The 20,553-nt window shown below is 46.6% G+C and carries 16 protein-coding genes, 7 tRNA genes and 1 riboswitch; of the genes, 18 read left to right on the top strand and 5 right to left on the bottom strand.

What is annotated here, in order from left to right; genetic code table 11:
- Positions 1–62 precede the first annotated feature (62 nt).
- The gene (locus DWW77_RS04270) at positions 63–1,391 is read right to left on the bottom strand and encodes a threonine/serine exporter family protein (RefSeq protein ID WP_059086780.1); all 1,329 of its coding nucleotides are present in this window, start codon (positions 1,389–1,391) and stop codon (positions 63–65) included.
- 321 nt (positions 1,392–1,712) lie between these two features.
- On the opposite strand from DWW77_RS04270, the gene pckA reads away from it, so the two are divergent.
- From pckA to DWW77_RS04215, 11 genes are all read left to right on the top strand, one after another.
- Complete coding sequence (pckA, locus tag DWW77_RS04265) at positions 1,713–3,317, top strand: phosphoenolpyruvate carboxykinase (ATP) (RefSeq protein ID WP_015526024.1); 1,605 nt, start codon at positions 1,713–1,715, stop codon at positions 3,315–3,317.
- Positions 3,318–3,613: 296 nt separating this feature from the next.
- A riboswitch (NiCo riboswitch) is annotated at positions 3,614–3,794 on the top strand.
- Between the two features lie 200 nt (positions 3,795–3,994).
- Complete coding sequence (locus DWW77_RS04260) at positions 3,995–4,924, top strand: cation diffusion facilitator family transporter (protein ID WP_059086782.1); 930 nt, start codon at positions 3,995–3,997, stop codon at positions 4,922–4,924.
- Positions 4,925–5,228: 304 nt separating this feature from the next.
- A complete protein-coding gene (locus DWW77_RS04255; RefSeq protein WP_022426534.1) occupies positions 5,229–5,432 on the top strand; it encodes a hypothetical protein in 204 nt (67 codons plus the stop codon).
- 112 nt (positions 5,433–5,544) lie between these two features.
- Positions 5,545–5,877: a rhodanese-like domain-containing protein gene (locus DWW77_RS04250; RefSeq protein WP_022426533.1), complete on the top strand. Its 333-nt coding sequence runs from the start codon at positions 5,545–5,547 to the stop codon at positions 5,875–5,877.
- Positions 5,878–6,003: 126 nt separating this feature from the next.
- Entirely contained in the window at positions 6,004–6,546 is a 543-nt protein-coding gene (gene yfcE, locus DWW77_RS04245) for a phosphodiesterase (protein WP_022426532.1), read from the top strand.
- The gene (locus DWW77_RS04240; RefSeq protein WP_021650290.1) at positions 6,543–7,700 is read left to right on the top strand and encodes a THUMP domain-containing class I SAM-dependent RNA methyltransferase; all 1,158 of its coding nucleotides are present in this window, start codon (positions 6,543–6,545) and stop codon (positions 7,698–7,700) included. Before yfcE ends, DWW77_RS04240 begins: the two co-directional genes overlap by 4 nt.
- Positions 7,697–8,281, top strand: coding sequence for an XTP/dITP diphosphatase (locus DWW77_RS04235; RefSeq protein WP_118608105.1), 585 nt, complete (start codon positions 7,697–7,699; stop codon positions 8,279–8,281). The genes DWW77_RS04240 and DWW77_RS04235 overlap by 4 nt, the downstream gene beginning before the upstream one ends.
- Complete coding sequence (locus tag DWW77_RS04230) at positions 8,278–8,757, top strand: metallophosphoesterase family protein (protein WP_021650292.1); 480 nt, start codon at positions 8,278–8,280, stop codon at positions 8,755–8,757. Before DWW77_RS04235 ends, DWW77_RS04230 begins: the two co-directional genes overlap by 4 nt.
- 238 nt (positions 8,758–8,995) lie before the next feature.
- Positions 8,996–9,577 carry a hypothetical protein gene (locus DWW77_RS04225; protein ID WP_118608104.1) on the top strand — a complete coding sequence of 194 codons (582 nt, stop codon included), beginning with the start codon at positions 8,996–8,998 and terminating at the stop codon, positions 9,575–9,577.
- Entirely contained in the window at positions 9,574–11,205 is a 1,632-nt protein-coding gene (locus DWW77_RS04220) for a GH3 family acyl-acid amido synthetase (RefSeq protein WP_114002198.1), read from the top strand. Before DWW77_RS04225 ends, DWW77_RS04220 begins: the two co-directional genes overlap by 4 nt.
- A 2-nt stretch (positions 11,206–11,207) precedes the next feature.
- Positions 11,208–13,751 carry a histidine kinase N-terminal 7TM domain-containing diguanylate cyclase/phosphohydrolase gene (locus tag DWW77_RS04215; protein WP_118608103.1) on the top strand — a complete coding sequence of 848 codons (2,544 nt, stop codon included), beginning with the start codon at positions 11,208–11,210 and terminating at the stop codon, positions 13,749–13,751.
- Between the two features lie 68 nt (positions 13,752–13,819).
- On the opposite strand, the gene DWW77_RS04210 is transcribed toward DWW77_RS04215, so the two are convergent.
- Complete coding sequence (locus DWW77_RS04210; RefSeq protein WP_022426526.1) at positions 13,820–14,593, bottom strand: hypothetical protein; 774 nt, start codon at positions 14,591–14,593, stop codon at positions 13,820–13,822.
- Between the two features lie 262 nt (positions 14,594–14,855).
- Here DWW77_RS04210 and DWW77_RS04205 point away from each other — a divergent pair.
- The 7 genes from DWW77_RS04205 to DWW77_RS04175 all read left to right on the top strand — a co-directional run bounded on the left by DWW77_RS04205 (position 14,856) and on the right by DWW77_RS04175 (position 15,511).
- Positions 14,856–14,930 (top strand) — tRNA-Pro (locus tag DWW77_RS04205).
- A 27-nt stretch (positions 14,931–14,957) separates the two neighbouring features.
- Positions 14,958–15,028 (top strand) — tRNA-Gly (locus tag DWW77_RS04200).
- An 18-nt stretch (positions 15,029–15,046) separates the two neighbouring features.
- Positions 15,047–15,120 (top strand) — tRNA-Arg (locus tag DWW77_RS04195).
- Positions 15,121–15,125: 5 nt separating this feature from the next.
- A tRNA-His gene (locus DWW77_RS04190) sits at positions 15,126–15,199 on the top strand.
- A gap of 10 nt (positions 15,200–15,209) precedes the next feature.
- Positions 15,210–15,281: transfer RNA gene (locus tag DWW77_RS04185), tRNA-Gln, on the top strand.
- Positions 15,282–15,291: 10 nt separating this feature from the next.
- Positions 15,292–15,364: transfer RNA gene (locus DWW77_RS04180), tRNA-Lys, on the top strand.
- Positions 15,365–15,431: 67 nt separating this feature from the next.
- Positions 15,432–15,511: transfer RNA gene (locus DWW77_RS04175), tRNA-Leu, on the top strand.
- Between the two features lie 131 nt (positions 15,512–15,642).
- On the opposite strand, the gene DWW77_RS04170 is transcribed toward DWW77_RS04175, so the two are convergent.
- From DWW77_RS04170 to DWW77_RS04160, 3 genes are all read right to left on the bottom strand, one after another.
- Positions 15,643–16,689, bottom strand: coding sequence for a transglutaminase domain-containing protein (locus tag DWW77_RS04170; protein ID WP_118608102.1), 1,047 nt, complete (start codon positions 16,687–16,689; stop codon positions 15,643–15,645).
- Between the two features lie 147 nt (positions 16,690–16,836).
- A complete protein-coding gene (locus DWW77_RS04165; protein ID WP_118608171.1) occupies positions 16,837–18,723 on the bottom strand; it encodes an ABC transporter ATP-binding protein in 1,887 nt (628 codons plus the stop codon).
- An 11-nt stretch (positions 18,724–18,734) separates the two neighbouring features.
- The gene (locus tag DWW77_RS04160) at positions 18,735–20,486 is read right to left on the bottom strand and encodes an ABC transporter ATP-binding protein (protein ID WP_118608101.1); all 1,752 of its coding nucleotides are present in this window, start codon (positions 20,484–20,486) and stop codon (positions 18,735–18,737) included.
- Between the last annotated feature and the right edge of the window lie 67 nt (positions 20,487–20,553).

Genomic DNA, 20,553 nt, shown 5'->3' with positions numbered 1-20,553 from the left:
CGGTTATCAGAAGGATAGCTGATGACCGGAAGCTACAGAAAGCAGTCCTTTTTGTATGCCAATTAGGTGCAGTAGCGGAACATTTTGTCCGTAAGGATCCTGGCGAAAATAAGGCCCAGGGGAAGAGCAACGATGATCAGAATCGCAGCTGCAAACCAGGAGGCGGAAACATTCAGGGACATGATTCCCAGATTGTAGATTGCCCGGTAGAGATAAAGTCCGGGAACCATGATCACAATGGATGGTACGGTAATGGAAATCCTGGGATATCCCACTTTGGTTTTAATGAGGGAGGCCAGAAGTCCGGCTGTCAGTGCTCCGAAAAAAGCCGCGGCAGCAGGTGGGAAACCGGCAAGATCAACAAGCTCCAGACGTAAAGTGTTGGACAGTGCGCCGATGAATGCGGCAGCTGCGGCTAGACGGACAGGGCTGTTGAACATGACCGAAAAGCCGAATACCCCGCAGAAGCTTGCCAGAAGCCGGAACAGGATCCTCTGAGCTGCCGAAAGCTCCAGAGGCAGGAAATCCACAGGCTTCAGATGAAGAAGCAGTGCCATCAGCCAGGCAGAGACAGCAGCCACCATTACAACAATAATGGCGTAGGCCAGTCGTTCCAGACCGGAACGCATATCCAGCTTGGCAAGGTCGATCCCGCTTGTGATAAACGGAAAGCCCGGAATAATAAACAGCATGGAACAGATGTACCCGGCCTCATGCTGGACGGAAATGTGGAACAGAAGCTCTGCCAGCTTCAGGAAGCCTGCATATACAAGACAGGCGGAGGAAACAGAAACTGCAATGCACATAAACAGAGTAAAATGATGCTTGCCAAGCTTGCAGCGGATGGCGTTTCCGATGCCTGCGCCTGCAAAAGCCAGGATCATTTCCAGCGGGCCACCGCCCAGAAGAAAAGTAAATGCACCACAGGCCAGTGCAGAAGCCAGTCCCAGGGCTGCAGGGGAATAAAGCCCGTGGATCCGCTCGATCTCATCTAACTGACTGTGCAGTGCTTCACCGCTCATATGGATACCCTCCGCAGGAAAATCACTGACAAAATGTTCCAGCCTGTTCAGTCTGGAAGTATTTACGCCGGTGGTAGTCAGACTAAGTGCATGGGAAAAACTGCTCTCACCGTCAAAGCAGGTGTAGCTTATAGACATCAGTCCGATATCTGCGGAACAGGTGATACCAAGTGCTTCTGACAATGTATTCATGGAACTCCGTACCCGCCAGGCACCGGTCCCACAGGAGAGAAGCATCATGCCTGTACGGCCGATCAGGGAAGCTTTTTCGGAAAGAGAAGCTTCGGTAATGGGCTGGCTGTTCCTGGTACTTACGTAGTTGTGCCAAGGGATTTCCATATGATTACGTTTGATCAGAATATCTGACATAGAAATCACTTCTTTCTATATATTAAAATCATATAGTTACTATTATAAATATATATAATAACTATAATCAGATATATTGTAGCCATTATTCTGAAAAAGTCAAGTATAGATGGAGTAAAATCTGACAGTACCAAAACGTCACTGTTAAAGATTTATCATTTTTTTGCGGAAAATGAATTTTTTTGGTTGCTTTTACGTACAATTTATGTATAATTGTGGATAGGGATGTTGGAATGACCAATTCCTATGGCAGGATGACAAAAACCTGCAGCAGTAGGTGGCTATCATAATTACTATTAAAGAAGAGAGGTAAATGTTAAGATGGCAAAAATCGATTTAACAAAGTATGGTATTACCGGAACAACTGAGATCGTGTACAATCCTTCCTACGAGACATTATTTGAGGAAGAGACCAAACCGGAGCTTGAAGGATTTGAGAAGGGTCAGGTCAGTGAGCTTGGTGCTGTCAATGTAATGACAGGTATCTACACAGGACGTTCCCCTAAAGACAAATATATCGTTATGGATGAGAACTCCAAGGACACAGTTTGGTGGACATCCGATGAGTACAAGAACGATAACCATCCGGCAACTCAGGAAGCATGGAATGCAGTTAAAGATCTTGCCAAGAAGGAGCTTTCCAACAAGAAACTTTTCGTAGTAGATGCATTCTGCGGAGCTAACAAAGACACACGTATGGCTATCCGTTTCATCGTTGAGGTTGCATGGCAGGCACACTTCGTAACAAACATGTTCATTCAGCCGACAGCTGAGGAGCTTGAGAACTTTGAGCCGGATTTCGTTGTTTACAACGCATCCAAGGCTAAAGTTGAGAACTACAAAGAATTAGGACTGAACTCTGAGACAGCTGTAATGTTCAACATTACAAGCCGTGAGCAGGTTATCGTTAATACATGGTACGGCGGAGAGATGAAGAAAGGTATGTTCTCCATGATGAACTACTATCTGCCGCTTAAGGGCATCGCTTCCATGCACTGCTCTGCAAACACAGACCTTAACGGAGAGAACACAGCAATCTTCTTCGGTCTTTCCGGAACAGGTAAGACAACACTTTCCACAGATCCTAAGCGTCTTCTGATCGGTGATGACGAGCATGGCTGGGATGACAACGGAGTATTCAACTTCGAGGGTGGATGCTACGCTAAGGTTATCAACCTTGACAAAGAGTCTGAGCCGGACATCTACAATGCGATCAAGAGAAACGCTCTTCTTGAGAACGTAACACTTGATGCTGAGGGCAAGATCGACTTCGCTGACAAGAGCGTAACAGAGAACACACGTGTTTCTTACCCGATCAACCACATCGAGAACATTGTTCGCCCTGTATCTTCTGCACCGGCAGCGAAAGAGGTTATCTTCCTGTCCGCAGATGCATTCGGCGTACTTCCTCCAGTATCTATCCTGACACCGGAGCAGACACAGTACTACTTCCTTTCCGGATTCACAGCTAAACTTGCTGGTACAGAGCGTGGAATCACAGAGCCTACTCCTACATTCTCCGCATGCTTCGGACAGGCATTCCTTGAGCTTCATCCGACAAAATATGCTGAGGAGCTCGTTAAGAGAATGGAGAAGAGCGGTGCGAAAGCATACCTCGTTAACACAGGATGGAATGGAACTGGAAAACGTATCTCCATCAAAGATACTCGTGGTATCATCGATGCTATCCTTGACGGATCTATCCTTAAAGCTCCGACAAAGAAGATCCCATTCTTCAACTTCGAGGTTCCGACAGAGCTTCCGGGCGTAGATCCTGCAATCCTTGACCCACGTGACACATATGCAGATGCTGCAGAGTGGGAGACAAAGGCTAAAGATCTTGCTGCAAGATTCGTTAAGAACTTTGCTAAATATGAAGGAAATGCAGCTGGTAAAGCACTCGTTGCAGCCGGCCCGCAGGCATAATCAGTCATTCCAACTGAATACAGATCGTAGACTTAACCGGGAGCGGATTTATCCGCTCCCGGTTTTTTGACAAACAACTGAAGATCTATTATTTGATATAGAACTGTGCAGTGCGAAGCATGTTTCCAGACATGGAATAAACAGAAAGTTGAAGATATCTACCTGTAAAATAAAAAACTTTGGCTTGACTAACAGAGGACATATGGTGTATCCTTTCTGAGAAGTTAAGCGGGAGACCCGTAAGACTGTAAAAATTCTCTTTGCACTGCATTACATTCGAACAGGATGCGAGATCAACAGTACAAACTGAGCAGGCGATGCTTTTCGGAATCGAAAATATTTATCGAAGGCATGGGGCCGGGCCGCAGGAAGCGGCAGCGGATATGGATTTAAACGTAATTGCAAAGAACCTGCATTCACGGAATATGAGGTGAAGCAGAATGTGACTTTGCTTTCAGACATATCTGCGGGACAGTGTATGTTTCGCAGGTATGTCTTTTTTACTGCAAAATATGGATGGAACAGAAGGTAGAAGCTGGGATATCCCTATACAGAAAAGAAAGAACACCGGCGGAAAATCGCACTGCAGCGAGTAGTGAAGGAACCGCCGGTTTTTTCACGGAAAATGTTGTGCCATAAGAAGAACCTGATCATATATTTAAAAGGAGATTCTGTTTATGGAACACACAGAAAACAAAACAATTATACATGATACAGAAAAAACAGCTTCATGGGAACAGCAGACAGCAATGAAGGTATCCGGGATCAGTATTCTGGTAAACCTTTTATTATCAGTATTTAAACTGATCGCAGGTATTGTGGCACATTCAGGAGCGATGATCTCGGATGCCATTCATTCTGCATCAGATGTGGGAAGCACCTTCATCGTAATCATCGGTGTCCGTCTTTCTACAAAGAAATCAGACAAAGAGCACCAGTACGGACATGAAAGAATGGAGTGTGTCTCTTCCATTGTCCTTGCAGGAATGCTGCTTGTCACTGGTCTTGGGATCGGAATTACCGGTGCCCGTGATATCGTAAAAAGCACATCCGGCGGAACCATTGCCATTCCGGGAACACTTGCACTGATTGCAGCAGTGGTATCCATTGTGGTAAAAGAGTGGATGTTCTGGTATACAAGAGGTGCTGCAAAGAAGATCAATTCAGGAGCCCTGATGGCAGATGCATGGCACCATCGTTCAGATGCACTTTCCTCTATCGGAGCTTTTGTCGGTATTTTAGGAGCAAGACTGGGATACCCGATCCTGGACCCGATCGCCAGTATCGTGATCTGTGTTATGATCGCCAAGGCATCGATCGACATTTTCAGGGATGCCATTGACAAGATGGTAGATCATTCCTGTGATGCAAAAACGGAGGAATCCATGAAGAGAGAGATACTCAAGGTACCGGGCGTCAGAAGAGTAGACCTTCTTAAAACCCGTCTTTTCGGATCCAAGATGTATGTGGATATCGAGATCGCAGCAGATGGAAATATTTCCCTTTTTGATGCACATGATATTGCGGAAAATGTACATCATACGATCGAGAATAAATTCAAAGATGTAAAGCACTGTATGGTGCATGTAAATCCGATCAACGGATAAAAAACAAGCTGCCGGAGCGACTGTGATCGTCATCCGGCGGCTTGTTTTTGTATAGAGAAACACCCGGTAGGGGAGCTACCGGGTGTTTCGAGGGGAGTATAAATAATTAAATAAGGGGTTATGTAAAAAAAATTTTTGAAGGGTAAATTCTTTTTACAAGAATGATTATAATATAAACTGGAAAAAAAAGCAATATGATTTTGGCGAATAATCTCCAAACTTTTTGGGATACTATTTCCTGTAATAAAAAGCGGCAGAAAGCTTCGGAAAGCCGTAAAATCAACTTCATCAGGAGGTAATTCAAATGGCGAAAAATTACGAAACAGACAGAAATGAGTCTAATTATGCAGGAAAAAATCACGGGGAAAGTGCTTCCAGAAACTGCGGAAAAAACAGCTCTAAGAACAGTTCGGGAAATTCTTCCAGAAACAGTTCCAAAAGCAGCTACGGAAACAAAATTTCCGATGAATATGATTCTGAGAAGGACAGAGGCTCTGACAGATATTAAAGGATAAGAAAAGCGGGAAAAGTCAGAGATGGCTTTTCCCGCTTAAATACATATAAGGGAACATTCACCCGGAAGCTTCCATATAATATACCAAAAAGAGGAGATTTTTTCCATGTTTCAGATCGAAACTATCTCTGCAAAAATGCTGGATTATTATGTGGAGCGCAGCGACGCTGTTATCATAGATCTCCGGGATCCTGCCGCCTACAGAAGGGGACATGTCCGGAACGCGGTAAATATTCCATACAGAGAGTTGGAGGAATATCTTGAGAAAAAACAGGATCAGAAATATCGTTTTCCCAAAGATAAGCTGCTGATATTTTACTGCGACCGCGGCGGCGCCAGCATGCAGGCTGCCCGGAGCCTGGCAAGACAGGGCTGTCGTACCAGGTCCGTGATCGGTGGATTTGCAGCCTACAGAGGGAGAAATCTTGTGCGCGGATAAAAAAAGCGGACGATATCAAAATAGATTGCGAATGCATATCTGTAACAAATCTTGTATTTTAAAGGAAATCATGATAATGTAAAGAACAGAGATAAAAACCAACACAAATTACAAGGAGAAAAGCTTATGAAATATATGTTTGCGTCCGATGTACATGGTTCGGCATATTACTGCCGGAAAATGCTGGAAGCATATGACAAGGAGAAGGCGGAGAGACTGGTGCTTCTGGGAGATCTGCTTTATCACGGACCAAGAAATGACCTTCCGAAGGAATACGCACCAAAGGAAGTCATCCGCCTTTTAAATGAGAGAAAAAACCAGATCTATGCAGTACGCGGAAACTGTGAGGCAGAGGTGGATCAGATGGTCCTGGACTTCCCGGTTATGGCAGATTACTGTATCCTTGCCATCGAAGGAAAAACGATGTACGCCACACATGGTCATATCTATAATAAGGATAATCTTCCGCCGATGATGGACGGAGACATTCTGATCCACGGTCATACACATGTGCTGAAGGCAGAAAATATGGGGAATTATATCCTTCTGAACCCAGGTTCCGTATCCATTCCAAAGGAAGGTAACCCGCCGACCTATGCAATCCTTGAGAACGGAATTTTTACCATTAAAGATTTTGAAGGAAATACAGTACGGGAGATCACTTTATGAATCTGTGGGAATTAACGGCGCCCTGTCATTTTGGAACAGAGGCGGTGCTGAAGCGTGAAATACTGGATCTTGGCTATGAAGTGACCAGGGTGGAAGACGGAAGAGTAACCTTTGAGGCTGATGCCCAGGGTGTGGCAGACGCCAATCTGTTCCTTCGTACCACAGAACGTGTGCTTCTGAAAGTAGGCGAAGTAAAGGCCGAGACTTTTGATGAGCTTTTTGAAAAGACCAAGGCTCTCCCATGGGAGAATTACATACCGAAAAACGGTAAATTCTGGGTAGCCAAGGCAAACTCCATCAAAAGTAAGCTTTTCAGTCCATCTGATATCCAGTCCATTATGAAAAAAGCCATTGTAGAGCGTCTCAAAGGCATCTACGGGATTTCCTGGTTTCCGGAAGACGGTCCGGAATTTCCTATCCGTGTGGCCTTTATGAAAGACGTAGCTCTGATCGGAATCGACACTTCAGGAGTATCCCTCCATAAGAGAGGGTATCGCCAGATGACTGTCAAGGCACCTATCACCGAGACTCTTGCCAGCGCTCTTTTGATGCTCACTCCATGGAAAAAGGACCGTATTCTTGTCGATCCGTTCTGCGGAAGCGGCACCTTTCCTATTGAGGCGGCAATGATGGCAGCGGATATGGCGCCGGGACTGAACCGTCATTTTCTGGCCGAGAGCTGGGAGCATCTGATCCCGAAGGAATGCTGGGAGGATGCAAGAGAAGAAGCCAGAGAACGTGTAAATCTTGATATTGAAACCGATATCCAGGGCTTTGATATCGATGCAGCTGCCATCAAGGCAGCACGCGCCAACGCAAAAATGGCAGGAGTGGACAGACTGATCCATTTCCAGCAGCGCCCGGTCAGTGAACTCCGCCATTCCAAACCCTTTGGTTTTATCGTGACAAATCCGCCATATGGTGAGAGGATCGAAGAAAAATCCAATCTCCCTGCACTGTACCGTGAGATCGGTGAAAGCTATAAGGGGCTGGATCGCTGGTCCATGTATCTGATCACTGCCTATGACAAGGCAGAGAATGACATCGGCCGAAAGGCAGATAAAAACCGTAAGATCTATAACGGAATGATGAAAACCTACTATTACCAGTTTCTTGGACCACGTCCGCCGAAGAAAGGAAGTATTAAAGAATGAAAAAGATCATTTTTGCTACCGGAAATGAGGATAAAATGAAGGAGATCCGAAGGATACTTGCGGATCCTTCTCTGGAGATCCTTTCCCTGAAGGATGCCGGGATCCATGCGGATATTGATGAAAATGGAAAAAGCTTTGAAGAAAATGCCATGATCAAGGCAGAAGCAATCAGTAAAATGACTGGCGAGATCGTTCTGGCAGATGATTCCGGTCTGGAGATCGACTATCTGAACAAAGAGCCGGGAATCTATTCCGCACGCTATATGGGTGAGGATACTTCTTATCATATTAAAAACGCAAACCTGATCCAGCGTCTGGAAGGTGTACCCGATGAGAAACGTACTGCACGTTTTGTATGTGCTATTGCGGTAGCTTTCCCGGATGGCAGAAGAAAGACAGTCCGTGCTGCCATGGAAGGCCGCATCGGCTACGAGGAAAAAGGGGAGAATGGCTTTGGCTATGACCCGATCTTTTATCTTCCGGAATATGGCTGTACTTCCGCAGAGCTTTCCATGGAAGAAAAGAACAGGATCAGCCATCGTGGAAAAGCTCTTTGCCTTATAAAGGAAGAGCTTGTATGAAGGTGCTGATCGTAAGCGATACTCACGGAAGAGATGAAAACCTGGAGATCGCGATAAATCGGGAGGCTCCTTTTGACATGCTGGTACATTGTGGAGATGTGGAAGGCAGAGAATTTTATATCGAAGCCCTTGCAGAATGTCCCTGCAGTATTGTGTCCGGAAATAATGATTTTTTCTCGGATCTTCCGAGAGAAGATGTGATCGAGGTCGAGGGAAATAAGATCCTGGTAACTCACGGTCATTACTACGGTGTATCCATGGCCTTTGATCAGCTGGCAGAAGCTGCCCGCTCAAGGGGATGCAATGCGGCTTTTTTCGGACATATCCACGTACCGGTTGTTGAAAAGGAAGCAGGTGTGCTTCTGGTAAATCCCGGAAGTCTGGCTTATCCCAGACAACGGGGACGCCGTCCAAGCTATGCAGTAATGGAGACAGATGGAAAGGGCGAAATGCACGTAGAGATCCGTTACCTCTGATTCCGGCAGAAAAAACAAATAAACTGTCATAATTGATAAAATTTGTGCCAATATTCAGCATATATTAGTCAAAAACGATTGCGAAAGTCAGCTATGTGCTATATAATGAACAAGTAGTTGTTTTCTAGTAATATAGAGCATTCTTTAGGGTACTGACCATGAATGGGTCTCGTTCCTGAGAATGCAGCAGAGCGGAATGAGAAGGTCCGCTTTACATAAATGAAGGGGGAAAATACAGATGACTGCGGTTATTATAGGGAGTATCGGCTTTTTATGCTGCTTCCTGTATGATCATAACAGTATCCGATTGAAAAAAAGCTTTCTTCATCCGTTTTTTAGCATAGGATGTTTCCTGATCGCAGTGTCAACAGGTCTGGTGATCCGGAGCTGCTGGCCGCGGCGGGGAAGTTCTTTTTTTATTTCTGCTGTTTTTCTGACAGCAGCGATCCTGTTTCTGGGACTGTTGATCTATACATTGTTTTTTGCGCTGCCCTTTGATGAGACATATGTCAAAGAAAATCATGAAAGGCTGGCCTATACAGAGGGTGTTTATGCACTCTGCCGACATCCTGGCGTTCTGTGGTTCGCCGGATTTTATTTTTGCCTGGCCGGATTTCTGGGATCCGGGAAGGCAATGGGGGCTTTTGGGGTCCTTATTGTGTGGAACATATTGTACATTTTTTACCAGGACAGGATCGTGTTTCCGGAAACATTCAGTAATTACGGAGCGTATCAGCAGACAACTCCCTTTCTGATCCCAGACCGAAACAGTACAGCTGCCTGCATAAAAACATGGCGAAAAGGGGGGAAAAGGCGGTGAGTCTTGGCGAAAAGCTTCGAAAACAGCAGTATGATGCTATCTGGAAAGAATATTGCGGATTTCTTGATCTGACAATGCAGGATTACATGAAGATCCAGAATCGTCTGATGGAAGAGCAGATCCAGCTCTGGTCAGACTGTGAACTGGGCAAAAGCATTCTGAAGGGCAGGAGACCGTCCGGGATCGACGAGTTCCGTCGGCTGGTACCTCTTACCACTTATGAGGATTATGCGGATATGCTCCTCCAGAAGAGAAGTGAAACTCTTCCGGGGAATCCGATCATCTGGATACAGACGACCTGGGAAGGCGGACGCCATCCGATAAAGGTAGCACCATACACAAGAAGTATGCTGGATACCTACAGGAACAATGTAGTTGCCTGCCTCATATTAGCTACAAGCCGTGAAAAGGGCAAATTTGATGTGGAGGAAACGGACAAGATCCTTTACGGACTGGCACCGTTGCCTTTTGCTACCGGCCTTTTTCCACTGGCGCTGAAAGAAGATATCGACATCCGTTTTCTTCCGGAAGTGGAAGATGCGGTAAATATGAGCTTTGGTGAGCGGAACAAAGAGGGCTTCAAGATGGCCATGAAACAGGACGTGGAATTTTTCTTCGGACTTGGAAGTGTGGCCTATGCAGTAAGCCAGAGCCTCACCGGAAGCGTATCATCAGGAAAAAGCAAAACCTCCTTTTCGGAACTTCTGCAGTATAAACCAAAGATGCTGAAAAGGATCCTGAATGCCAAAAAGATCTGTAAGAAGGAGAAACGGGAGCTTCTTCCGAAAGACCTTTTTCACCTGAAGGGATTTATGGTGGCAGGAACCGACAACCAGTGCTATAAGGATGATCTGGAGGAAATGTGGGGAGTTCGGCCCATGGAGCTTTTTGCAGGAACGGAACCTTCCATTATAGGAACCGAGACCTGGACCAGGAACGGAATGTACTTTTTCCCGGATACCTGCTTTTATGAATTTATCACCGAAAAGGATATGCTCCATAATTATGAGGATCCCACGTTCACTCCTCCGACCTATCTTATGGATGAGGTTGTTCCCGGGGAGAAATATGAGCTTGTGATCACTGTGTTGAAGGGCGGAGCCTTTGCCAGGTACCGTGTGGGAGATATGTATCGATGCGTGGGTCTTACCAACCAGGAGGATCGGACACAGATCCCAAGATTTGAGTACATAGACCGTGTTCCGTGGATCATTGATATCGCAGGCTTTACCAGGATTTCGGAAAATGGTATCAAAAGTGTGATCCAGCTGTCCGGGCAGCCGGTTACGGATTGGATCGCAGTGAAAGAATATAATGAGAAAAAACGCCCATATCTGCATCTTTATATAGAAGTAAAAAAAGAAGCGCTGATGTATCAGGCTATGAGCACGGATATTCTGAAAGAACTTCTGACCACGTATTTCAAATATATCGATCAGGATTACCGGGATCTGAAGAAAATCCTGGGAATGGATCCCCTTGTGGTGACCATCCTGCGCTGTGGTACCTTTCATCTGTATGAGTCCAGAAAAGGACGGAAACCACGGCATATGAGCACTCCTTATTATGAGGTGGCGGAACTTTTGAGACTGCAGGATGAGATCGGATTCGGGAATATGAGGAAGTAACTATGGAAAGCTATATATCATTTTCAATCATTTCAGTTTTTTTCTATACATTTATGATACTGACTCTTCTGGCTGGTAAGCGCAGCCGGATCATCAACAGTTTCATGTGTGTGCTGGGAGGAATGCTCTGCTGGACGCTGGGCTCTTTTCTGATGCGTATGGAAGCAGGCCCCTCTTACATCCTGTGGTATTATGTGTCTCTGGCAGGAATCCTGTTTCTGCCATATTTTTACTATGTGTTCATCAGCGAATTCATGGGAGTGCGTATGGGCAGAAAAAGCAAGATCCCATTGCTTTTGATGATGCTGCTTTTTGTGATCAACATCCCGGGCGGGATCATCCTGCGCTGGCCAGATCTGATCCGTAAAAACGGTGGTGCGCATTTTGTTTATAAGATCACACCCTGGTTCCTTCTGTTCTTTGTGGTATCAGGGATCACCATTATCCAGATTTTTATTACCATGTACCGCGGATGTCGGAGACATCCCGGATACCGCAAACAGATCGAACCGATCCTTGTGGGGATACTGATCATTTTTGTGGGAAACCTTGCGCTGGCAGTGCCGGCATTTTCCGGATTCCCCATCGATATTGTCAGCGGTCTGATCAATGCTGTCCTGATGCTTTATGCACTGACCAGAAGACGGCTGTTCCAGATGCGCCGTCTTGCGTCAGATGGGGTTTGCTTTGGTGTGGGCGTGGTCCTGACGGTAGTACTGTTTATCAATCTTTCACCGTACCTGATGAGTTATATCCGAATGTTGCTCCCTGCAGCCAGTGAGTATCATGTGCTGATCTTTTCTTTCGTTTTTCTTATATCTGCATGGCTGGTCACAGTGCTGTGGAAATGTCTGATGAACAATGTTTTTATCAAAAAAGAGATCCAGCAGTCTCAGGAGCTGAAAGATTTCAGCCAGTCAGTATCCAGGACACTCCGGGTAGGAGAGATTCTGCGCAATACGGTAAATGTGCTGAAGGAAACTACCAATGCAGGACGGATCTATATTTGTCTGAGAGACAAAAAATCAGGGGAATATCAGGCTGTTTACAGCAACCGTCCGTTGAACGATCTGACCTTTTCGCTGAAAGCGGATAATCCGGTGGTCACCTGGCTTACCAGAAATGAGGACTGTGTGGTGATCCGGGATTTTCGTTCTTCCACAGCCTACAAATCCATGTGGGAGTCGGAGAAACATATGTTTTCAGAGCTGGGCATCGAATACTGTGCAGGTCTTCGACAAAATGATGATCTGGCCGGGATCATTGCGATTTCCGGTGACGGACACAGGAATCTGAACCATAATGACCTTGCCATGCTGTCTTCGGTCAGCTCAGTAGCTTCCATTGCCATCAAAAATGCCAGACTTTATGAGGCGGCATGGACTGAGGCAAGGACTGATGAACTGACGGGCCTTCTGAACCGGAAATATTTTTATGAGATTCTGGATGAGGAATACGAAAAAAATAAAGAGGGTTCGCTTGCACTGATCCTGTTCAATATTGATGATTTCAAGCTGTACAATCAGCTGTACGGAAATCAGCAGGGAGATGTTGCACTTCGAAAGGTGGCAGATATCATCCAGGCAAGTGTGGGAGAACAGGGATATGTGGCACGTCACAGTGCCAAGGAATTTGCGGTCCTGATGCCAAATTACGATATTTTTTCCGCCAGAAATCTGGCAGAATCCATACAGAAGCAGATCCTGCATATGCGCAACGATTCTGCAGACTACAAGCTGAAGATCCTTACGGTAAGCGTGGGGATCAGTGCGGCGCCTTATGCGGCACGCTCAGCAAAGGAGCTCTTGGATAATGCGGACCTGGCAGTATATCATGTAAAGCGCAGCGGTAAAAATGGCATCGAGATTTTTGACACCATGCTGAAGGAAAGCCTGGATGAAGAAAATGCGGGTAAGAAATCCGATCATGAACATATTTATCAGTCCTATGAATCCACGATCTATGCGCTGACTGCAGCCATTGATACCAAAGATCATTATACCTTCGGACATTCCAACAATGTGGCTTATTACGCAACAAGTCTTGCGAAGGCGCTGAACTATACAACGGAAATGGTGGAGATCATCCGTCAGGCGGCGCTTCTTCATGATGTTGGAAAGATCGGGATCCCGGAGCATATCCTGAACAAGGAAGGCAAGCTTACGGATGAAGAGTATGAGATCATGAAAGGTCATGTGGAGGCGTCCATCGGGATCATCCGTCACCTTCCGTCGCTGGATTATGTTATCCCTGCGGTTATCGGTCATCACGAACGTTATGACGGAAACGGCTATCCAAGGAGGATCGCGGGAGAAGATATCCCGGCATCTGCAAGGATCCTCTGCATCGCAGATTCCTTTGATGCCATGACATCCAAACGTTGTTATAAGGAACTGATGCCAGTGGAAAAAGCTCTTCGGATCATAAGAGAAGAGGAAGGAAAACAGTTCGATCCGGATATGGCGGAGGTATTTATCCACATATTTCGGGAAGGAAAGATCCATCTGGCAGAACCGGCGGAGCTGAAACGGGAAGAAAAAGCATAAAGAATATTAAGATTACGGGTCTGACAAGCTATGTCAGACCCGTTTTTGTGAAGAATATGAAGAAAACTTTATTTATCATCTCCAGTAAGGCGAAGTACATCCCGGATCTCATCCACATTCATATCCAGGATCACGGCAAGCTCATCAATGGTGAATTTGGTGGCGTCATCATCGTCTGTGAGTTCTTTAACCGCAGCCTCCAGGTTTTCTACCTTGGATACCAGATAGTCGTCACGGAATTTCTGTTGTGTCTGTTCCTCAATGGCATGAAGGATCCCACTGCGGATACGACCACGCATCCAGGCATCGTTTTTCTCCTGTGGGTCAGTCTCTTTGAGAGACGCCAGAAGGGCCAGATTTGCCTCCTGAATGAGATCGGCCAGGTGGATTTCCTCACAGTTCAGTTCAGCGGCCATCTGGGCTGCCTGAGCCATGTAGAACTGTGTCAGTGCACCTTCAGCAGCAGTGTCACCCTTTGCAAAGGCCTGAAAGAGGGACGCAAGATCATCCGGATCAAGTCCTTCCGGGGAAAAGCTTTCCATATAGTCACTGAGATAAGCCTGTTCCTCGGCAGTAAGAGCAGCACGGGTACCCGGAAGCTCTTCTTTGTCGCTGGATTCGGATGAAACAGCATCTGCTCTGGCAGCACCGGTGCCTTCATCGGCGCCTTCGATGGTGATCCCTTTTAATTTGAGATACTGCAGGATCTTTACAAGCTGTGAAGTGCTCAGATCCGATTCATCGAAATGGTCACGGATCTGCTGCTGGGAGAGCTGCTTATTGTTTTCCTCAGCGATGGCACAGATGTCATTAAGCTTCTGCTGAAATAATTTTATATCCATGTAAAAACATCTCCTTATTATTTGCTTTTTTTCTTGACTTTAATTATGGTTTCATGATACCATAAGCCAGTCGCAAATGACAAGAAAACCTTTAAATAGGCGGAAAAAACGTGAAAAAAAGTTTTTTTAAAAAAATTCAAAAAAGGTGTTGACATTTGTAGATTGCTATAATATAATATCACTTGTCGTCAGGCAGGAAACGAAAACGAAACACAAACGAAGACGACAACAACTTAATAAAAACCATAAGTAAATGGTACATCGGGGTGTGGCTCAGCTTGGCTAGAGCGCCTGGTTTGGGACCAGGAGGCCGCAGGTTCGAATCCTGTCACCCCGACTGCTGTAAACTTATTACCGCAAGCATGCGGGTGTAGTTCAATGGTAGAACACCAGCCTTCCAAGCTGGATACGTGGGTTCGATTCCCATCACCCGCTTCTCTGAGAAGAGAGTATGTGTCTGTAGCTCAGCTGGATAGAGCAACGGCCTTCTAAGCCGTGGGTCGGGGGTTCGAATCCCTTCAGGCACGTTGTGGTGGGTATAGCGCAGTTGGTTAGCGCGCCAGATTGTGGCTCTGGAGGCCCAGGGTTCGAATCCCTGTATCCACCCTTCGCCCATTGGGCTATCGCCAAGCGGTAAGGCACAGCACTTTGACTGCTGCATTCGCTGGTTCGAATCCAGCTAGCCCAGTCCTTTTTATGGGGTATTAGCTCAGTCGGTAGAGCACTTGACTTTTAATCAAGTTGTCCGGGGTTCGAATCCCCGATGCCTCATTAGCGGAAAGCATTTGCTTTCCGTTATTTTTTTATCATCAGACAGGATGAAAATATAATTGAATATGCGGATATGGCGGAATTGGCAGACGCGCTGGTTTTAGGTACCAGTGGGCAACCGTGCAGGTTCAAGTCCTGTTATCCGCAGTGCTTAAGAGGCTTTCTATAAATCTGATTTATGGAAAGTCTTTTAATTTTTAGAATTATATTCACAGAAAAATGCCACATATGCATAATGATATGTGGCATTTTGACTCTATCGAATTTCTTAAATGACGTTACAGTTTCTCCCCTTCATTCACTTCCTCAATAAACACCTTCCCTTCCGCCTGCTGTTCCGCAAAATGAAATCGCAGTACAGCCTGAGGCCAGTTGAGTGTGATGATGGCTTTTTTGTCCCGTGTCTTTCCTGCGGCCTGGATCTGATCTACAAGGTCTGCGAGGACTTCACGGGTGAGATATCCGCCTCGCCAGTGGAAGGTGAATTCGCGGCCTTTTTTTGCGGCCTGGAGGGCACGTTTGTATACGTCTTCCAATTTGGTGAAGGATAGCTTTTTCTCACGGTAATAAAAGTGGTTTCCATCCGGGCAGGGAGGTGCCGGAGCGATCAGTGGTTCATGGTCACGAAAGATGTTTTTGTCATCCAGATTAAAATAATCGTAACGGATACTGGTTGAGCCGTCTTCGTTTTTGCCCAGAGTATTATCGAAGGTGGCATCCAGATGATAGTACTGTCCGTTGATCCGGACGATGTTCCAGGTATGACGGTATTTGATCCCTTTTTCCGGATTGTTCCCACAGATGGCGATAATACACCATACACCAAGGGCATCACAGAGAACCTTTACGGATTTGGCGATTCCCTCGCAGACACCGACACCATGGCCCAGAGGCCCGATGATCTCGTGGGAATATGGCTTTTTCAGCTTGTCGTAGCGGATATTTTCGCAGATGAAGTCATGGACATATTTTTCCTTATCCCACTCGGAAAACTTCATGGCGGGGCGCACGAGCTTGTCTACGCGCGCGCCCATGGCTTTCTGATGCTCCCGGATTTTATTTTTGTCGAAGATGTATTCAGGGATCAGTATCAGATTTGGCGAGTCCTTGTAATAACGGTATTTAAACCCCACAGCCCAGAAAATCTCCGGGTGATCAAGACGAAGCTGGAAAAATACATCATAGAGCCAGTTTCCATCGGTGGTTGGTACCTGAGGGATCAGGAACTCATCAGAAAGCTCCATAAGCCCGTGAAGCATTGCACGGTACACGTTTTGTTTATCTTTCGGCATTCTGCCGTAGTAATATTCTTCAGTCTGTTTCATATATAAAAATACGGAGACTCCTTTCCGGAAAAATAGATTTCAATCAAGGATTATAGCATAAAAAAACATGCAGGACTATCAGAAAAGATACACCCTGCATGTTTTTGGTATTGAATATTTTAGATCGAAAATAACTGTGAGCCTGGATCAGCCGTTATACAGCTGATAATACCGGCCCTTCTGTGCAAGCAGTTCCTCGTGGGAACCACGCTCGATGATGCGTCCCTGCTCCAGGACCATGATGCAGTCACTGTTGCGTACTGTGGAAAGTCTGTGGGCGATCACAAAGGTCGTCCTGCCTTCCATCAGCTTATCCATACCATCCTGTACAAGCTTTTCGGTACGGGTATCAATGGAGCTGGTGGCCTCGTCCAGGATCAGGACGGGCGGGTCTGCAACGGCTGCACGGGCAATGGAGAGAAGCTGCCTCTGGCCCTGACTTAAGTTTGCACCGTTTCCGCGAAGAAGGGTATTATAACCCTGCGGAAGCCTGCGGATGAAACCGTCGGCGTTGGCAAGCTTTGCTGCTGCGATAACCTCCTCATCTGTGGCATCCAGATTTCCGTAGCGGATATTTTCCATAACGGTTGCTGTGAACAGGTTGGTATCCTGAAGAACGATGCCCATGGAGCGTCTGAGATCATCTTTTTTGATTTTGGTGATGTTGATACCGTCATAACGGATCTTACCCTTCTGAATGTCGTAAAAACGGTTCAGAAGATTGGTGATGGTGGTTTTTCCGGCGCCGGTAGAGCCTACAAAAGCGATCTTCTGGCCTGGCTGTGCATACATGTTGATGTCATGGAGAACGATTTTGTTGGAATTATAACCAAAGTCTACATCCTCCAGGACCATATCACCCTTCAGCTCGATATAATCAGTGGTACCCTCAGCTTTGTGGAAATGCTTCCATGCCCAGCGGCCGGTACGTTTGCTGGATTCGGTAAGAACACCATTTTCCTCTTTTGCATTGACGAGAGTAACGTAGCCTTCATCCACTTCCGGCTTTTCATCCAGAAGATCAAAGATACGTTTTGCACCTGCAAGAGCCATAACAATACTGTTGAACTGCTGGCTGACCTGGTTGATAGGCATGTTGAAACTCTTATTGAAGGTCAGGAAGCTGGCAAGCCCGCCAAGTGTGAAGCTGCCGATGCCGTTGATGGCAAGGATACCGCCCACCATGGCGCAGATCACATAGCTGACATTTCCAAGCTGTGCGACTACCGGCATCAGGATGTTGGCGAAACGGTTTGCATTGTCTGCGCTGGTGAAAAGCTGGTCGTTCAGTTCATCGAATTTCCGGATGCTTTCGTCCTCATGGCAGAAGACCTTGACCACCTTCTGACCCTCCATCATCTCTTCGATATAACCATTGACAATACCAAGGTTGGTCTGCTGCTCCAGGAAATATTTTCCGCTCAGGCCTGCAAGCTTCCGGCTGGCAGTCATCATAATGGCAACCATAAGCAGGGTAACTACAGTAAGCGGAACATTCAGGATCAGCATACTTACAAGAACGCTGACGATGGTGATCACACTGGAAAGCAGCTGCGGAAAGCTCTGGCTGATCATCTGGCGCAGGGTATCAATGTCGTTGGTGTAGATGGACATGATATCGCCGTGTGCGTGAGTGTCGAAATATTTGATGGGAAGCGTTTCCATCGTTGCAAACATATCGTTTCGGAGGTTACGTAAGGTTCCCTGGGAAACATTGATCATGATACGGTTATAAGTATAGGTGGCAATAACACCAATGGCGTAAAAGCATGCCACACGTGCGATGGCTGCAGCCAGAGGCCCGAAATCCGGTGTATCTGCTGAGAGAAGCGGTGTGATATACTGGTCGATCAGGGTTTTCATGAACATGGTTCCCTGTACATTGGCAAGAACACTGACAAAAATGCAGATCACCACGATCACGATATGGATACTGTAGTTTTTAAAGATATAACGGGCAAGGCGTCCCAGAAGCTTTCCCGGCTGCTCCGGTGTTCCCATACCCCTTGGGCCAGGACCGCCCGGGCCTTTCATGTTCTGTTTTTTCAAGCCAGCTCACCTCCCTCGTCAAAATCACCGGCGCCGACGGTTTGTGAATGAAATACTTCCTGATAAATGGCGTTGGTCCTAAGAAGCTCCTCGTGGGTACCAAAACCGTTGATCTCACCGTTATCCATAACGATGATCCGGTCCGCGTTCTGGATGCTGGAAACACGCTGTGCGATGATCAGCTTGGTGGTATCCGGGATCTCCTCGGCAAAGGCACGGCGGATCCTTGCATCTGTGGCAGTATCTACTGCACTGGTGGAGTCATCCAGGATCAGTATCTTCGGCTTCTTCAGAAGAGCGCGGGCAATACAGAGACGCTGCTTCTGGCCTCCGGAAACATTGGAGCCGCCCTGTTCAATGAAGGTATTGTATTTGTCCGGCATTTTTTCGATGAAATCATCGGCACAGGCAAGCTGGCATGCGCGGCGGCATTCCTCCTCTGTGGCATTTTTGTCACCCCAGCGGAGATTTTCCAGAATGGTTCCTGAGAAGAGTACATTCTTCTGAAGAACAACGGAAACCTGATTTCTGAGAGATTCCAGATGGTATTTACGGACATCGATGCCTCCTACGGAAACAGAACCATCCGTTACGTCATAAAGACGGCTGATCAGGTTGACAAGGCTGGATTTTGCACTTCCGGTACCGCCGATGATCCCTATGGTCTCGCCGGAGCGGATCGAGAGATTGATATCCTTCAGAACGGGTTCCTGACTGTCTTTCTTATAGCTGAAATTCACATGATCGAAGACGATACTTCCGTCCGGGACATCTGTTACCGGATCCTCCGGATCTGTGATGTCAGCAGTATCATTGATGACTTCCGTAACACGTTCTGCGCTGGCAATACTCATTGTTACCATAACAAAAACCATGGAAAGCATCATAAGGCTCATGAGAATGTTCATGCAGTAGGTGAGAAGGCTCATAAGCTCACCGGTAGTAAGGGAGCTGCCTACGATCATTTTGGCACCGAGCCAGCTGATCCCCAGGATACAGGCATAAACGGTAAACTGCATCAGGGGCATGTTCATGACAACGATCTTCTCAGCACTTAAGAACATTTCGTATACTTTGTTGCAGGCTTTCTGGAATTTACTGATCTCGTAGTCTTCGCGGACATAGGCCTTGACCACACGCACAGCGCCGATGTTTTCCTGGACACTTGCGTTCAGATCGTCGTATTTACGGAATACGGCCTGGAAGTATACAGTGGCCTTCTGCATGATAAAGATCAGACAGCCTCCGAGGAAGATAACAGCGACAAGATAGATGCTTGCAAGCTTTGCATTGATAAGAAATGCCATGACCATGGCACAGATCAGACTGGCCGGTGCACGGGTACACATACGAAGGATCATCTGATAGGCGTTCTGCAGGTTGGTCACATCTGTGGTAAGACGGGTGATCAGGCCGGCAGTGCTGTATTTGTCGATGTTGGAAAAAGAAAAGGTCTGGATGTTGGTGTACATGGCTTTTCGGAGGTTTCTGGCAAAGCCTGTGGAGGCCAGTGCTCCGTATTTTCCTCCCATGACGCCGGACCAGAGTCCGCACAGGGCAAGAACTACCATAACTGCACCCATCCGATAGATATGGCCGATATTTCCGGCTTCCACACCTTTATCAATGATGGAAGCCATGGCCAGGGGGATCAGAGTCTCAAAGAGAACTTCCAGGATCATGAAAAAAGGCGTGAGAAACGATGCCTTTTTAAACTCCCTGACCTGGGCCAGAAGGGTTTTGAGCATAAAAAATCTCCTTTCTTTACTGTTCAAAAGACAGCACTACTGGAAAGGATTCCGGGCTGCTATAGAA

This window comes from Ruminococcus sp. AF17-12, from assembly GCF_003479245.1.
Taxonomy (GTDB): Bacteria; Bacillota; Clostridia; order Lachnospirales; family Lachnospiraceae; genus Blautia_A; species Blautia_A fusiformis.
Note: the sequence above shows the minus strand (reverse complement) of the source record. Positions and strands in the feature narration are given on the sequence as shown.

Coding starts and splice junctions, on each gene's coding strand:
- DWW77_RS04270 (WP_059086780.1), bottom strand. CDS start 1,391: ATGTCAGATATTCTGATCAAACGTAATCATATGGAAATCCCTTGGCAC.
- pckA (WP_015526024.1), top strand. CDS start 1,713: ATGGCAAAAATCGATTTAACAAAGTATGGTATTACCGGAACAACTGAG.
- DWW77_RS04260 (WP_059086782.1), top strand. CDS start 3,995: ATGGAACACACAGAAAACAAAACAATTATACATGATACAGAAAAAACA.
- DWW77_RS04255 (WP_022426534.1), top strand. CDS start 5,229: ATGGCGAAAAATTACGAAACAGACAGAAATGAGTCTAATTATGCAGGA.
- DWW77_RS04250 (WP_022426533.1), top strand. CDS start 5,545: ATGTTTCAGATCGAAACTATCTCTGCAAAAATGCTGGATTATTATGTG.
- yfcE (WP_022426532.1), top strand. CDS start 6,004: ATGAAATATATGTTTGCGTCCGATGTACATGGTTCGGCATATTACTGC.
- DWW77_RS04240 (WP_021650290.1), top strand. CDS start 6,543: ATGAATCTGTGGGAATTAACGGCGCCCTGTCATTTTGGAACAGAGGCG.
- DWW77_RS04235 (WP_118608105.1), top strand. CDS start 7,697: ATGAAAAAGATCATTTTTGCTACCGGAAATGAGGATAAAATGAAGGAG.
- DWW77_RS04230 (WP_021650292.1), top strand. CDS start 8,278: ATGAAGGTGCTGATCGTAAGCGATACTCACGGAAGAGATGAAAACCTG.
- DWW77_RS04225 (WP_118608104.1), top strand. CDS start 8,996: ATGACTGCGGTTATTATAGGGAGTATCGGCTTTTTATGCTGCTTCCTG.
- DWW77_RS04215 (WP_118608103.1), top strand. CDS start 11,208: ATGGAAAGCTATATATCATTTTCAATCATTTCAGTTTTTTTCTATACA.
- DWW77_RS04210 (WP_022426526.1), bottom strand. CDS start 14,593: ATGGATATAAAATTATTTCAGCAGAAGCTTAATGACATCTGTGCCATC.
- DWW77_RS04170 (WP_118608102.1), bottom strand. CDS start 16,689: ATGAAACAGACTGAAGAATATTACTACGGCAGAATGCCGAAAGATAAA.
- DWW77_RS04165 (WP_118608171.1), bottom strand. CDS start 18,723: ATGAAAGGCCCGGGCGGTCCTGGCCCAAGGGGTATGGGAACACCGGAG.
- DWW77_RS04160 (WP_118608101.1), bottom strand. CDS start 20,486: ATGCTCAAAACCCTTCTGGCCCAGGTCAGGGAGTTTAAAAAGGCATCG.